The sequence below is a fragment of the Corallococcus sicarius genome (genome assembly GCF_003611735.1).
Classification (GTDB): domain Bacteria; phylum Myxococcota; class Myxococcia; order Myxococcales; family Myxococcaceae; genus Corallococcus; species Corallococcus sicarius.
Genome location: NZ_RAWG01000100.1, coordinates 15687 through 29210, shown reverse-complemented (window position 1 = coordinate 29210; position 13524 = coordinate 15687). Strand labels below are relative to the sequence as shown.

The 13524-nt window shown below is 69.2% G+C and carries 17 protein-coding genes and 1 riboswitch; of the genes, 10 read left to right on the top strand and 7 right to left on the bottom strand.

Translation table 11 applies throughout. The features are described from left to right. Positions 1-114 precede the first annotated feature (114 nt). Entirely contained in the window at positions 115-237 is a 123-nt protein-coding gene (locus D7X12_RS17515; RefSeq protein ID WP_120611322.1) for an aminopeptidase, read from the top strand. Positions 238-271: 34 nt separating this feature from the next. Here D7X12_RS17515 and D7X12_RS17510 read toward each other — a convergent pair whose 3' ends face one another. After that, positions 272-799: a hypothetical protein gene (locus tag D7X12_RS17510; RefSeq protein ID WP_120626411.1), complete on the bottom strand. Its 528-nt coding sequence runs from the start codon at positions 797-799 to the stop codon at positions 272-274. Positions 800-892: 93 nt separating this feature from the next. Between D7X12_RS17510 and D7X12_RS17505 the strand changes: the two genes are divergently transcribed. From D7X12_RS17505 to D7X12_RS17495, 3 genes are all read left to right on the top strand, one after another. After that, positions 893-2038 (top strand): AI-2E family transporter, encoded by a 1146-nt coding sequence (locus D7X12_RS17505; protein WP_120626410.1) that lies wholly within the window; start codon positions 893-895, stop codon positions 2036-2038. Between the two features lie 55 nt (positions 2039-2093). Continuing rightward, positions 2094-3134 carry a hypothetical protein gene (locus D7X12_RS17500; protein ID WP_208719108.1) on the top strand — a complete coding sequence of 347 codons (1041 nt, stop codon included), beginning with the start codon at positions 2094-2096 and terminating at the stop codon, positions 3132-3134. A 122-nt stretch (positions 3135-3256) separates the two neighbouring features. Beyond that, complete coding sequence (locus tag D7X12_RS17495; protein WP_341868227.1) at positions 3257-4999, top strand: CotH kinase family protein; 1743 nt, start codon at positions 3257-3259, stop codon at positions 4997-4999. A 15-nt stretch (positions 5000-5014) separates the two neighbouring features. Here D7X12_RS17495 and D7X12_RS17490 read toward each other — a convergent pair whose 3' ends face one another. Continuing rightward, positions 5015-5284, bottom strand: coding sequence for a DUF2277 domain-containing protein (locus D7X12_RS17490; RefSeq protein ID WP_120626408.1), 270 nt, complete (start codon positions 5282-5284; stop codon positions 5015-5017). Between the two features lie 279 nt (positions 5285-5563). On the opposite strand from D7X12_RS17490, the gene D7X12_RS17485 reads away from it, so the two are divergent. Then, a complete protein-coding gene (locus tag D7X12_RS17485; protein ID WP_244224610.1) occupies positions 5564-6208 on the top strand; it encodes a carboxylesterase family protein in 645 nt (214 codons plus the stop codon). Here D7X12_RS17485 and D7X12_RS17480 read toward each other — a convergent pair. Further along, positions 6205-6843: a glutathione S-transferase family protein gene (locus tag D7X12_RS17480; protein WP_120626406.1), complete on the bottom strand. Its 639-nt coding sequence runs from the start codon at positions 6841-6843 to the stop codon at positions 6205-6207. The genes D7X12_RS17485 and D7X12_RS17480 overlap by 4 nt on opposite strands. Positions 6844-6926: 83 nt before the next feature. Further along, positions 6927-6997, top strand: a riboswitch (guanidine-III (ykkC-III) riboswitch). A gap of 17 nt (positions 6998-7014) precedes the next feature. On the opposite strand from D7X12_RS17480, the gene sugE reads away from it, so the two are divergent. From sugE to D7X12_RS17465, 3 genes are read left to right on the top strand one after another with little or no spacing between them, the layout of a single operon-like run. Continuing rightward, positions 7015-7344: a quaternary ammonium compound efflux SMR transporter SugE gene (gene sugE / locus D7X12_RS17475; RefSeq protein WP_120626405.1), complete on the top strand. Its 330-nt coding sequence runs from the start codon at positions 7015-7017 to the stop codon at positions 7342-7344. Positions 7345-7378: 34 nt separating this feature from the next. Further along, positions 7379-8698, top strand: a complete 1320-nt coding sequence (locus D7X12_RS17470) for a hypothetical protein (protein WP_120626404.1) — start codon at positions 7379-7381, stop codon at positions 8696-8698. Between the two features lie 21 nt (positions 8699-8719). Further along, positions 8720-9469 carry a glutathione S-transferase gene (locus D7X12_RS17465; RefSeq protein ID WP_120626403.1) on the top strand — a complete coding sequence of 250 codons (750 nt, stop codon included), beginning with the start codon at positions 8720-8722 and terminating at the stop codon, positions 9467-9469. Here the strand turns inward: D7X12_RS17465 and D7X12_RS17460 are convergent. From D7X12_RS17460 to D7X12_RS17450, 3 genes are read right to left on the bottom strand one after another with little or no spacing between them, the layout of a single operon-like run. Beyond that, a complete protein-coding gene (locus tag D7X12_RS17460) occupies positions 9433-9729 on the bottom strand; it encodes a Carotenogenesis protein CarS (RefSeq protein ID WP_120626402.1) in 297 nt (98 codons plus the stop codon). The two genes, D7X12_RS17465 and D7X12_RS17460, sit on opposite strands and share 37 nt — an antisense overlap. Continuing rightward, on the bottom strand, positions 9726-10385 hold the full coding sequence (locus D7X12_RS17455) for a DUF1109 domain-containing protein (protein WP_120626401.1): 660 nt from the start codon (positions 10383-10385) through the stop codon (positions 9726-9728). The genes D7X12_RS17460 and D7X12_RS17455 overlap by 4 nt, the downstream gene beginning before the upstream one ends. Further along, the gene (locus tag D7X12_RS17450; RefSeq protein ID WP_120626400.1) at positions 10385-10930 is read right to left on the bottom strand and encodes an RNA polymerase sigma factor; all 546 of its coding nucleotides are present in this window, start codon (positions 10928-10930) and stop codon (positions 10385-10387) included. Before D7X12_RS17450 ends, D7X12_RS17455 begins: the two co-directional genes overlap by 1 nt. Positions 10931-11118: 188 nt before the next feature. Here D7X12_RS17450 and D7X12_RS17445 point away from each other — a divergent pair, with 188 nt between their 5' ends. Beyond that, complete coding sequence (locus D7X12_RS17445; protein WP_120626399.1) at positions 11119-11655, top strand: DUF2378 family protein; 537 nt, start codon at positions 11119-11121, stop codon at positions 11653-11655. A 75-nt stretch (positions 11656-11730) separates the two neighbouring features. Next, positions 11731-12219, top strand: a complete 489-nt coding sequence (locus tag D7X12_RS17440; protein WP_120626398.1) for an FKBP-type peptidyl-prolyl cis-trans isomerase — start codon at positions 11731-11733, stop codon at positions 12217-12219. Here D7X12_RS17440 and D7X12_RS17435 read toward each other — a convergent pair. Next, on the bottom strand, positions 12213-13487 hold the full coding sequence (locus D7X12_RS17435; protein ID WP_120626397.1) for a DEAD/DEAH box helicase: 1275 nt from the start codon (positions 13485-13487) through the stop codon (positions 12213-12215). The genes D7X12_RS17440 and D7X12_RS17435 overlap by 7 nt on opposite strands. Between the last annotated feature and the right edge of the window lie 37 nt (positions 13488-13524).

The window sequence follows — 13524 nt, the reverse complement described above, 5'->3', positions numbered from 1 at the left end:
CCCCCAACGAGCCCCCCGGTTCCGACGATCCCGAGGGTTCCTCTTCCGGGAGCCCGTCGGGTTCTGATAGGTAGACCCCCCTTTGCTCCATTCCGGAGACCAGGAGCCACTTACATGGCCAACAGCAAGAGCAAGCACCGCCGCGTGCAGATGAAGATCCGTCAGCACCACAAGAAGCGGGTCAAGAAGCAGAAGCTGGCTGCGAAGGCCGCCGCCGCCGAAGGCAAGAAGAAGTAGTTCCCGCCCCGGCGCCGCTCCCGGCGGCCCTGGCTCACCGCCGGGTCGCCGTGAAGGGGCGGGTGACGAAGCAACGCTGGCTGGTGTTTCCGTCCAGCCGCGAGTAGTTGCCGGTGAAGTTCCCCGACAGCCTTCCACTGATTCCGCCATCGACCCCGCTGTCCGCCGGCCCCCCGGTGAAGGACGCGGTCAGGCTCAGGAAGGTGGTCAGCCCCCCATCCGCGCGGGGCAGGGGCGTGGCCTTGAGGCTCAAGTCGCCCGTGGCGTACACCTGACCCTTGAAGGCCACCCCGTCCAGCGTCCCGGTGAGGGTCCCCCCGTCGCGCACGAGCGTCAGCGCCTGGCCCTGGGGCAGGGGGGGCACATCCAGGTTGACGCACTCGGGCGGAAGGCCCGCGTCACCCTGGAAGGCCAGGGGGTAGAGGCCCTCCACGGGCGCGCACTCCTCTCCACAGTCCGGCACCGCGCCGCCGTCGCCGCAGGCGGGGGCGAGCAGGAGGACGGTGCTGGAGACGAGGGCCGTCGTGACGGCCGCCAGGGGGATGAAACGTCCAGAATTCATGGGTGGGAATCTCCGAGTGGGGCAGGCGGGCTTCCTGGATGGAAATGCCGTTCCTAGGTTGCGTGCAGTCGTTCTGGGGGACGGGGTGGGTCGGTGACGGCGGGCGATACGAAGCGGTGGTCGAATTTCATCTTCGCGGGGCTCTTCGCCATCGCGCTGATTCTGTTTTCACGCATCTTGCTGCCGTTCATGATGCCGGTGTTGCTGGGCGGCTTCCTGGTCGTCCTGTTCATGCCCATCCAGGACTCCTTGAGCCAGCGGCTCCGGGGTCGCAAGTCCCTGGCGGCCGGTCTGTCCACCCTGGCGGTGTTCCTCCTGCTCCTGGCGCCCCTGGCGCTCGTGGGCTGGATGGTGGCCCGGGAAGTCCTCCTGTTCGTGGGCCAGGCCCAGGACCTGCTGGATCAGGTGGACCTGCGCCACCACTTCCTGGCGAACCTGCCCCGGGGCCTCAGCCGCTACGTGCGCTTCGACCCGGAGAGCTCGGAGACGGAGCGCCTGCTGATGACCGCCGTGTCGGGCGGCGCGGGGCTGCTCGCGGACGTGGTGGGCGCGGGCACGGAGCTGCTCGTCAACATGTTCCTGATGACGGTGGCCATGTACTACTTCTTCCTGGACGGTCGCCGGCTGGTGAACGAGGTCGCGAAGCTCCTCCCGCTGGAGCGCCGCTACTTCGACGCCTTCTCGCACGAGTTCACCGACGTCGCATACGCCATCATCTACGGCAACACCCTCACCGCGCTGTTGCAGGGCGCGGTGGGCTTCGTGGGCCTGCTGCTCGCCGGGGTGCCGCACGCGGGCGTCTGGGGCGCGGCCATGGTGCTGGTGGCGCTGGTGCCCGTGGGCGGCACGGCCCTGGTGTGGGGGCCCATCGGGGTCATCCTCATCGCGGCGAACCGGGTGAACGAGGGCGTGTTCCTGCTCGCCTGGGGCACGTTCCTGGTGGGTAGCATCGACAACATCATCCGTCCCCGGCTGTGCGGCTCGCGCATGGCGCTGCACCCGCTGCTCGTCTTCCTCTCCATGTTCGGCGGGCTGGCGGTGTTCGGGATGATGGGCCTGCTGGTGGGGCCGCTCATCGCCTCCATCTTCATGGCCATGGTGCGCATCTACCGCCGTGACTTCCTGGGTCGGGCCCCGGAGGCGCAGACGATGCCGGTGGTGCAGGAGGACTCCTCGCCGTCCATGTCCGTGCCCCCCTCGGCGGTCACCGCGAGCGTGGGCCATGCGATGAACGCCTGACCCCGCGGTGCCGAGCCTGGACTTCGCCGTCGGGCTGGGTGAACCTGCCCGACGCATGACGACCACCGGATGTGCGAGGGTCCCTTCGGGGCTGCTGTGGACCCTGGCCCTCGTCGGAGCCCTTGCGTCGCCCGCCGTGGCGGCCGCGGCCTCGGAACCCCTGGCCCCGGCCTCCTTCCACGGCCTGCGTGAGACCCCGTCCAGGCTGTCGCTCCAGCTGTTCGCGGGGCCGGGCAACGGGAAGAAGTCCGCCCCACCGGAGTTGGGCGCCCCCACCTGGGTGCGGCTGAACCTGGCCCTGACGGCGACGTGGCGGCGCTACTGCGCGCGGCCCGGCGTGGACGGGTGTGGCGCGTTCGAGCGGCTCCCCGAGGAGGATCAGGTGGGCGACACGTCCGACTTCTCCTCGACGAAGCCGTACCTGGGCTTCGCGCTGGAGCTGGAGGCGCTCCCCCTGGCGCACCGCGAGACGTCGGTGCTGCGCGGGCTGGGGCTGCGGTTGGGCGTGCAGCAGGGGTACTCCTCGTCGGACGTGACGCTCACGGGGGACGGGGGCCAGACGCCGGCCCGCGAGGCGACGGCCACCGACACCGCCTTCACGGCGCAGGCGCTCTACCGCTTCTACTTCCGCTTCGGCACCACGCGGCCCCAGCAGGGCTATGTGGGGGCCCGGGCCGGCCTGCAGACGCGCGCGTTCGACGTGGACGCGGCGGAGGACACCCCGTTGTCCGGCACGCACCGCGTCTACCCGGCGGTGGCGGTGGACCTGTCGGTGCCGCTGTTCAGCTCGGTGCGCCTGGATGCGTCCGGTGGGTTGCTGCTGTCGCCCAGGCCGGGTCACTCGCCGGAGGCGGACGGTGGACGCCGGGCGCAGGAGATCACCGACTTCGGCACGTCCGTGGACAGCTTCGGCTGGTGCGCGGAGCTGGGTGTGTCGGGAGATATCTGGGGCCCCCTGGGCTACGACGTGGCCTTCCGCCTGGCGCACTTCCGCGACCGCTTCACCGGCGCCGGCACGCGCACCGGGTGGACGAATGGCGGCGTCGCGGAGGAGACGTACTCCAGCCTGCACGTGGGCCTGATCGCGTCCTACTGATGGCCGCGCTGTCCGCCCCCGGACACCTTCCTGCCCGGCAGAGGTGTCCCGCGCGCCCGTGATGCCTACCCCTTTGCCCCACGGCCTGATGGCGGCCGTGGACCCAAGGGGGGCGTGTCTCGGTGCGAGCAACGCGATGGTGGAGGCGGGGACTGGCGGGCGTGCTGTGCCTGGGGATGGTGGCGTGCGGCGGCGGTGACACCGTGCCTCCGCCGGGGGCCGACCCCGACGTTCCGAACAACCCGGGCGGCAACGGAGGGCCCGACGCGGGGCTCCAGGAGACGCCCGACGCAGGCACGGGGCAGGGCGGCACGGATGCGGGAGCGCAGCCGGACGCGGGCACGCAGCCGGACGCGGGCACGGCGCCGCAGGTGTGCGCGCCCACCGCGGGCGACACGCGCTGGGTGCTGGAGGGCGAGCCCCTCACCGCGCAGGTGCGCTGCGGGACGAACCTCACCGGGCCCACGCTGCGCTTCGAGGTGAAGAACCTGCCCGCGGGCGCCACCTTCGACGAGTCCACCGCCACGCTGCGCTGGACGCCCGCGCTCAACCAGGGCGCGGTGTGGATGCTCGCGCTGGAGGAGAAGACCACCGGGGAGACGGGCACGCTGAAGGTGGGCGTGGCGAACAACGACGCGGCGCCGGGCAAGGTCCCCATCGTCGATCCCGTTACGTACACGGAGGAGTACGGGTTGCCCGTCGTACACCTGTTCTTCGACAAGGAGGTGGGCCTCACCGCCGGGTTCTACCGCCCCGCGGAGGTCGTCTACCGGGGCCACCGCTTCACGATGGAGGCGAAGTACCGCGGGGCCACGTCCAGCGTGTTCCCCAAGCGCAGCCTGACGTTCAAGTTCGCGGAGGACGACCTGTTCTCGGAGCCCGTCTTCGGCGACGGCTTCAAGGACCGCAAGCGCGTGGTGTTGATCACCCCGTTCAACGACAACTCGTACCTGCGCTCGCGGTTGGCGTTCGACCTGTGGAACAAGCTGGCGCCGGACGCCGTGCGCATCCGCACCTTCAGCGTGGTGGTGTACGCGAACAACGAATACCGGGGCCTCTACACGGCGGCGGATCACGTGGACAAGCGCCTGATGGGGTTCAACGGCCTGGAGAAGGACTCGGACCTCTTCAAGGCCGTGGACGCGGACGCCAACTTCTCCCGCCTGCGGCGCAACGGCGCGCCGAAGGCGAACCTCCACGAGGGCTTCGAGAAGGAGGACGGCACTCCGGAGGAGGGCCAGGCCCACGCGTTCGACACGCTGGATGCCTTCGTCGCCTGGGTCGCGGACGCGAGCCCAGAGGCCTTCCGCCAGGACTTCGGCACGAAGCTCAAGGCGCGTGACTACGAGAACTGGTGGATCTTCAACACGCTCATCCTGGGCAATGACTCGCAGGCGAAGAACGCCTACCACGCGTTTGATCCGAAGACGGGCGGCCCGTGGCGCTTCATCCCCTGGGACCTGGATGCGAGCTTCGGGCAGAACTTCGACACCACGCGCAGCAGCCCCACGGCGCGGCCCACGTACGCGGGCGACAACCTGCTCTTCAAGAAGATGCTGGATGAGCCCGCCATCGCCACCCCGATGCGCGAGCGTTACCGCCAGGTGCTGAAGAACGAAGTGAGCGAGGCCACGGTGCAGGCGCTCATCGACGGGTACGTGAAGGAGCTGGGCCCCAACGCGCAGCGAGAGGAGGCGCGCTGGGCCGCCGAGTACCAGGCCTTCGCGAAGCCGGAGACCATCGGGCATCCCAACTTCCCGGAGTGGCACCTGCGCCAGGACTTCAACACCCACGCCCAGGAGGTGGAGTACCTGCGGCAGTGGGTGCGCACGCGCTGGACGGCGCTCCAGTCGCAGGTGCCCTGAGCCTCCCCCCGGGCCTCAGCGGGGTTCGGCCCTCTTGAAGCGCAGCTTCTTGAGGGCCTCGAACTTCGCCCGGTCCCGGGGTGGGGTGGTGGCCACCAGCCCGTCGAGCATGCGCTTGGAGTTCTGGTAGATCTCCTCGACGGCGACGTCGAAGGCGTCGGTGTTCTGCTTGGACGGCTTGCGCGTGCCGGCGATCTTCCGGACGAACTGGAGCGCCGCCGCGCGGATGTCGTCATCGGTGGCGGGCGGCGCGAAGTTGAACAGGGGCTTGATGTTCCGGCACATGCCCCAAGTCTAGGACAGCGCCCGGACGGGGCCTACCGTCCTTCCGCTTCATGGCGAGCCCTCCCTGGAGTTTTATGATGGGATTGGGTTTGTTCGGCTTTGCTTGTTTTGCAGGTTAAATCACAAGCAGGGCTGTTACTCTGTGCCTTCCACCTGGGAGGCCTCATGAACGGCGTGCGTTGCCTGCTATTGAGCTTGGTTTGGGTGCTTTTTTCCGCGCAGGGTGCATTCGCGGCGCAGGGAGAGATCCTGGCCCGTCCCTATGGAACGGTGCCTGGGATGAGCCTCGGCTACTGGGAGTACCTGCCGCCGGACTATGACGACAACGCGACCGTGAGCCATCCGCTCGTGATCTTCCTGCACGGGACGGGGGATGTGGGCAACGGCAGCGCGGCGGCCCTGGAGAAGATCATGGCCCTCAACGCGCCGCCCCGGCTCATCCGCAACGGGCGCGACTTCCCGTTCATCCTGATTGCCCCGCAGCGCTTCAACGCGTTCATCCCGGTGGCGGACATCGACAAGATCATCGAGTTCGCGAAGGTGCACTACCGGGTGGATGCCAGCCGCGTGTACCTCACGGGCATCTCCGCGGGCGCCATCCAGGTCTGGGCCTACGCGGCGGTGCACTACGCCAAGCTCGCGGCCATCGTGCCCATCGCGGGCAACGGCAACAGCCAGAACCTCTGCCCCGCGGCGGCGTCGGGGTTGCCCGTCTGGGCCTTCCATGGCTCGGCGGACGGCACCGTCTCCCCGTATGGCTCCATCAACCCGGTGAAGGCGCTCAACACCACGTGCTCGCCCGCGGTGAACCCCGCGGCGCTGCTCACGCTCTATCCCGGCGTGGGGCATGACTCGTGGGGCCGTACGTATGACGGCTCCGCGGGGCATGACGTCTACACGTGGATGCTGGGCTACTCCCTCTAACGCTGCCGGAACGGCTCCATCTGGGCGGCCAGGGCCCGCTGGAAGGCGGGCCGCGCTTCACAGCGCTCCTGGTAGGCCTTCAGCGTGGGCACTGCGTTGATGAGCCGGGTGTGCCGGAGGTTGCGGAGCACCGTGGTCATCATCAGGTCGCCCACGGTGAAGCGGCCCTCCAGATATTCGCGGTCGCCCAGACATGCCGCCAGCTCCTGGAGCCGCCGCTGCACGGCCTTCTCCACGTCCGGCCGGTGGAGCTGGGCCCACTGCTGGTCCGCGTTGAACAGGTCGATCTCCGCGAGCTGCTGGATGTAGATCTCCATCGAGTTGAGCGCCGCGAACACCCAGGTCATGGCGCGCGCGCGGCCCGCTGCGTCGGCGGGCAGCAGCACCTCGCTGCGGGACGCGATGTGGAGCACGATCGCCCCCGACTCGAAGAGGGTGAGGCCGTCCTCCTGGAACACCGGCACCTGACCGAAGGGCTGGAGCGAGCGGTACTCGGAGGAGCCCTGCACGTCGGGGTCGATGAGCCGGGTCTGGTAGGGCAGGCCGGCCTCTTCCAGGGCCCACCGCACCCGGAGGTCGCGCACCAGCCCCTGCGCGAACGGCGGTACCCACTTGAATGCGCTGATGGTGATCATGGCCGGCGTTCTCCTTCAGGTCGAAGCCCACGTCGAGGGCCGGTAGCGAAGACGCGGCGACGGGATTAGCATGCGGGGTGCGTGCGAGGCCCCGGGGTGGGGCCTCGAGCCCGGACGAGGTGCGCCGTACCCGGTCACGACAAGACGACGCCTTCACGGGAGTCGTGCGTCATGTCGTCTTCTTGGATCCTCCTCGTCGTTGCCGGGCTGCTCGAAGTGGGCTGGGCCATTGGCCTGAAGTACACGCAGGGCTTCACGCGGCCGCTCCCCAGCGTGCTCACCGTGGCGGCCATCATCGCGAGCATGGCCCTGCTGTCCTTCGCGGCGAAGACCCTGCCCATCGGCACGGCCTACGCGGTCTGGGTGGGCATTGGTGCGTTCGGCGCGGCGGTGCTGGGCATGGTGCTCTTCCACGAGCCCGTCACCGCGCCCCGGCTGTTCTTCCTGGGCCTGTTGCTCGTCGCCATCGTGGGCCTGAAGGCCACCAGCGGTACGCAGTAGACTGCGGCGCAACGTCGCCTGGCAGGAGCCCCTCATGATCGTCGTGTACCAGTCCCTGGAGTCCGTCGGGCACAAGGAGACCACGGGGCACTCGGTCCTCAGCGGCAACTCCTTCAAGCACAAGGCCCAGACGAACGCCGGCAGGGTCTACGACCTGGACAACGCGGACCGGAAGCTCACCTTTCCGGTTCCGCACTACGACTTCGCCACGAAGAAGATCGTGGGCAAGGACATGGAGGTCGAGTTCGCCACCGGCCTTGAGTCCAAGGCCTTCTCCAACACCTTCAAGAGCGGCCAGGACGCGAACGAGCTGCTGGAGTTCCTGTCGGGCGTCATCGACACCATCGTGAAGAGCACGATGAACCGGACGAGCACGAACGGCGGCTTCACCAGCCGCCCGCCGACGATCATCGTGCTCGGGGAGCTGTACGGCGAGGAGCTGAAGGGGAAGACCATCCGGGGCTACGACGTCGTCTACGGGATGAACCCCACCGGGGACTCGCGCCACCGCTTCACGGTGCTGAAGAACAAGCACAGCCAGATCGACGACTTCGACCTGAAGGTCCACCGCTTCGACACGCTCTCGGACAACAACAAGAACGAGAAGGCCATCTGCATGACCCTGACGATCATGGGGTGGCTGATGGCCTTCGTGCACATCCCGAACCACATCTGCGGGGACGCGGCGAGCGTCGTGGAGTACCTGAAGTTCAATGCGATGCGCTCGACGGGCCGGGAGGAGCTGGACCTGCTGATTGGGGACACCAACCAGAAGAGCTCCGGCTTCATGCCGTCCGCGCTGAAGGGCAAGCTGGGGGGGCAGGACTGGGTGAGCAGCATCCACGGCGGCGAGCAGGAGCTCGTGGGCTATGGCGGCCACAGCACGTTCAGCATCTCGGGAACGAACAGCGGGTTTGATACCCACTTCGACATCGCCTGCACGCACCACGCGGTCGCGAAGATCAAGGACAACAAGGTCGTGGGCAGCGACACCACGGACCCGGCCTACGATCCGGCCTTCGTCTTCCACGGCCTCACGGACAAGTACACCCAGCTCAACGGCAAGGCGTACGCCTACAGCGATCACAACGGCGTCATCATCGAGGTCCTGCGTCGCAAGGACGTCCAGGCCTACAACGCCCACCGGCGGAACTACCGCCTCTGCCGCAGCTGCAACGGGGAGCTGACCGGCATCGAGACGCTGACCGGCATCCACCTCAACTGCCGGACCCTGCAGCTCACCTACGCCCCCAAGGAAGAAGGGTCGCTCAAGCGCGTGGCCAGCCAGGACGTGCCCGACTCCGACGAGCCGTCCCGGAAGAAGCGCAAGCCCAGCAGGGATGGGGATGTTTAGGACCTGTGAGAGGAGCGGACGATGAGCGACGCGAAGTTCCAGCTGTACTACTGGCCCGGCCTCCCGGGCCGCGGCGAGTTCGTGCGGCTGGTGCTGGAGGAGGCGGCGGCGGACTGGGTGGACGTGGGCCTGCTCCCGGAGTCCCAGGGCGGCGGGGCCCGGGCCATCATGAACCTGCTGGGCCAGGGGCCGGTGCCCGCGTACGCGCCGCCCGTGCTCAAGATGGGCGACCTCGTCATCTCCCAGGCCGCGAACATCTGCTCCTACCTGGGCGAGCGCTTCGGCCTGGTGCCCGCAGACGAGGGCACACGGCTGCATGCGCGCCAATTCCAGCTCACCGTCGCGGACGCGGTGGCGGAGGCGCATGACACGCATCACCCCATCGCGGTGATGAAGTACTACGAGGAGCAGAAGGACGCCGCGAAGGCCCGCGCCGAGGACTTCCGCACCCAGCGCATCCCGAAGTTCCTGGGCTACTTCGAGCGCGTGCTGAGGGCCAACCCGCGGGGCGGCGGCAGGTACCTGTTGGGCAGTGACTTCAGCTACCCGGAGCTGGCGCTGTTCCAGCTCGTGGAAGGCCTGTCCTACGCCTTCCCGAATGCCATGAGCCGCGTCGCCCATCAGGTTCCTGGCGTGATGGCCCTGCGTCAGCGCATCGCGGAGCGGCCTCGCATCGCCGCGTACCGGAGCTCCCCGCGCGCCCAGCCCTTCAACGAGCAGGGCATCTTCCGGCACTACGCGGAGCTGGACGACCCGAACGCGACGAAGTGACCCAGGGGCACCGCGGCCACCTCGCGGGCGAAGAACAGGTCCTCGCCCACGCCGTGCACGCGCACCTGGATGAGCGGGTCCGCGGGGTACTGCGTGGGCGGATCATCGAACACGAGCGCCACGACGACGCCCACGCGGTCGAGGAAGCGCTCCGTGATGGGGTCGTCCGGTTCCGTGCGGACGATCATCACCGCCGAGCCAATGCGCACCGGGGCGCCGTCGACGTCTTCCGTCAGGATGAGCGAAGGGTCTTGCTTCATGGAGCGTAGGTCCGGGGTTTGAGTCGTTTTGACAGGGCCCCGGTCAGCAGGGCCACGAGCGCCCAGGCGCCCAGGTGATACGCGGCCACGTGTCCGGCGCCGAGGCCGCAGGCCAGCTCGCCCACGAACGCGCCCACCGTGCCCGCCGCCAGGCCCGCCGCCACCGCGCGCAGCGGGTTGAACGCCGCCCAGCGCAGCACGGCGAGCGCCACCGCCCCGGGCACCAGCGCCACCGCGACATGGCTCGCGGTGCACACCCACTCGGGCAGGGAAGAGGGCTCGCGCATCGCCCCCCGGGTGAGCACCATCGCCACCGCGCTCACCAGCGCCATGCCGACGCCCACCCACCGCAGCAGCCAGCCGCGCGGGGACAGCGCCGCCCACGAACACACCGCGCTCGTCGCCAGCAGCATCGTCAGCATCGGCGCGCGGCCCACCACCGCGGAGCCCGTGGTGCGCCCCAGGGCCACGAACACGGCCGTGGTCGCGAGCGCCATCCCCGCGGACGCGCCGAACAAACCCACCGCCTGGGGACGCCAGCGGCGCACCGGCTGCCGCAGGGCCAGCTCCGCACGCGACGCCGCGAGCGCGCGCTCCAGGGCTCCCGGATCCAACCGGGGAGGTGCGGACAACAGCGGGTCGGAAGGCGCGGGCATCAGGCGTCCTCCCCGACCAGTCCACCGAGCAATTCGCGCAGCTTCTCGTAACCGCGGTGCGCACGAAGCCGGGCCGCGCCCGCGCGGATGCCGCGCAGCTGGGCGATCTCCTCGAAGGACCAGCCCTCCAGCTTGCTCAACACCACCGCCTCGCGCTGCTCCAGGGGCAGCAACTGGAGCGCGTCCTCGATGCGCCGGCGCAGCACCGGATCGCCGTCGGGCGCGGGTACGGACGTGAGGCCTTCGGGCGGCGCATGCGCGTGCGAGTCCACGTGCTGCTGGTGCCGCAGGGCGTCCCGGGCCGCGTTCGCCGCGATGGTGAGCAGCCAGGGGGTGAAGCGGGTGCCCGGCTCGTAGCGGCCCCGGGCGCGGATGACCGACAGGAATGTCATCTGCAAGAGGTCCTCCGCCAAAGGTCCGTCCCTCACCATGCGCGCAAGGAAGCCCTGCACACGTCCAGCATGTCGGGCGAACAGCGCCTCGAACGCCGAGTGATCTCCCTGACAGAACAGGTCCATGAGCGCTTCGTCCGTGACGCTCCCCATCGCCTGGCTCACGGACGGCCCTTCTCGGAATTCGTTTCCGGGTGCGGCGGGTTGACGGTCTGGACGCTCCAAGGCCTTGAAACCACTGGCCCGCGGAACAACCCCGCCGGGGGGATCCTTTCCCTGAAGCGACCGGCTAGTGTCTCGCGCCTTTCCGGTCTCCTCGCGTTTCCCCACTTCGAGCGCACATGTCCCCGGCAGAGGTCGTCATCCAGTCCACGTTGTTCGAGTCGCTCCTGCGCTGTGTCCGCATGGACGCCTCGCTGCGGGAGCGCCTGGCGGCGGCGGGCTACGACGTGGACAAGCCCCGGGCGTCCTACCCGGCGTCGGTGTTCACGCGGTGCCAGAACCTGGTGCTCGCGTACGCCTACGCGGGCCGGCCGCCCCAGGAGGCCCTGCGGCAGATGGGGCGCGACCTGGTGCGCGGCTACTTCGAGACGCTGGTGGGCAAGGTCGTCAACGTCGCCCTGAGGATCGCGGGCCCGGATCGCGCGATGAAGCGGGTGGCGTTGAGCTTCCGCTCGGTGATGGAGCCGGTGGAGATCCATTCCGAAGAGCTGGCCCCGAAGGACTGGCGCGTCACCTTCCAGGGCTATCCCTTCCCGGCGGAAGCGGCGGCGGGGTGCTGCGAAGAGGCCCTGCGCCAGTCGGGCGCCGCGAACCCCACGGTGGAGCTGGAGCGCGACACCGGACAGGGTCGCTTCGAGCTGCGCATCCGTTGGTAGGACGTCCGTGTGCACGCGGTAACGGTGGGCATCATCCTTCCACCGAGGCATGGCTGAATGCGCTATGAGGGCCCCATGAAAATCGGCAAGGACAGTGTTGTCGCCATTGACTACAAGCTCCACCTCGGTGACGGCGTCGTCGTGGACGAGAGCGAGGCGGGGGATCCGCTCGTCTACCTGCACGGCTACGAGGAGATCGTCCCGGGCCTGGAGAAGGCGCTGGAAGGGAAGTCCGCGGGCGAGTCGCTGAAGGCGACCGTCTCCGCGGCGGACGGCTACGGGGACTACGACCCGGAAGGCGTGGAGGAGGTGCCGCGCACCGAGTTCCCCGAGGACCTGGAGATCAAGGCCGGCGGCATCCTGAGCGCCACGGATCCGGACGGGGACGAGGTCGACTTCCTGGTGAAGGAAGTGAAGAAGGACACCGTGCTGGTGGACTTCAACCACCCCTTCGCCGGCAAGACGCTGCACTTCGAGGTCAACATCAAGGAAGTGCGCGCGGCCACGCCCGAGGAGCTCGAGCACGGCCACGCGCACGGCCCGGGCGAAGACCACGATCACTGACGGTCGGGGCCCTTTGCTCGGGCCTTGCCGTGGGAGCGGGCATGGCGCCCGGGCGTCGCTTCCGGGGCCCGGGTGGAGCGGCCATGGTCCGCCTGGCGCGGCCCCGGGTCGCGCTGCTTCGCGAGGAACGCCTCCATCTCCTTGCGGAAGAGGGGATCCTTGCGAGGCACCTCCGTCAGGGGCAGCTCCTGGCGGGTGATGCTTTCAATATCGCGCAGGGTGCGGCGCTCCACCTCCAGCGCGAAGAGTGACGCCCGGCCACTGGCCTCCGCGCGAGCGGTGCGGCCAATGCGGTGCACGTAGTCCTCCGGCCCATGCGGGATGTCCAGGCTGATGACGTGGCCGATGTCGTCCACGTCCAGGCCGCGCGCGGCGAGGTCGGTGGCCACGAGGCAGCGGTACTGGCCCCGGCGGAAGCCCTCCAATGCCTGACGTCGCTGGGCCTGCGTGCGGCCCGCGTGCAGCGCGGCGGACTTGTGGCCCGCGGCCGCGAGCAATTCCTTCATCTTGTCCGCGCGGGCCTGGGTGCGCACGAACACGAGCGCGCTCGCTTCGTCCTGCGCGAGCAGCGTGAGCAGCAGCGGCCACTTCTCCTCGGGCTTCACGATGTACAGGTGCTGCTCCGCGCGGGGCGCGGGCGTCCCGCTGGGCGTCACCTCCACGCGCACGGGCTTGTTGAGCGCGCGCTGGCCGAACCGCGCCACGTCCGCGCCGAGCGTCGCGGAGAACAGCAGCGTCTGGTGCTTGCGCGGCAGCGCCTGGAGGATCTGGTTGATCTGCGGCAGGAAGCCCATGTCGAGCATCCGGTCCGCCTCATCCAGCACCAGCGTGCGGATCTGCGACAGGTTCACGGCCTTGATGCCCAGCAGGTCCACCAGCCGGCCCGGGGTGGCGACGATGAGGGTGGGGCGCGTCTTCAGCTCCGCCACCTGCGCGTTCATGTCCTCGCCGCCGATGATGACCGTGGGCACGACGCGCCGGGGCTCGCCGAAGAAGCGGGCCTGTTCGGCCACCTGCTGCACCAGCTCGCGCGTGGGCGCGAGGATGAGGCCCAGCGTGCCGCGCTCCCCCGCGAAGCGTTCAATCATGGGGAGCAGGTAGGCGGCCGTCTTGCCGGTACCGGTGGCCGCACAGCCAATGACATCGCGGCCGGACAGGGCGGGAGGGATGGCCTGCGCCTGGATGGGCGTGGGGGTACCGAAGCGGGCGCGCTTCACCGCACCCAGCGTTTCGGGGGACAGGCCGAGGGACTTGAAAGTGGCACTCATGCCCCCACGCCTGTCACGTCCGGGCCGGGAAGGGAAG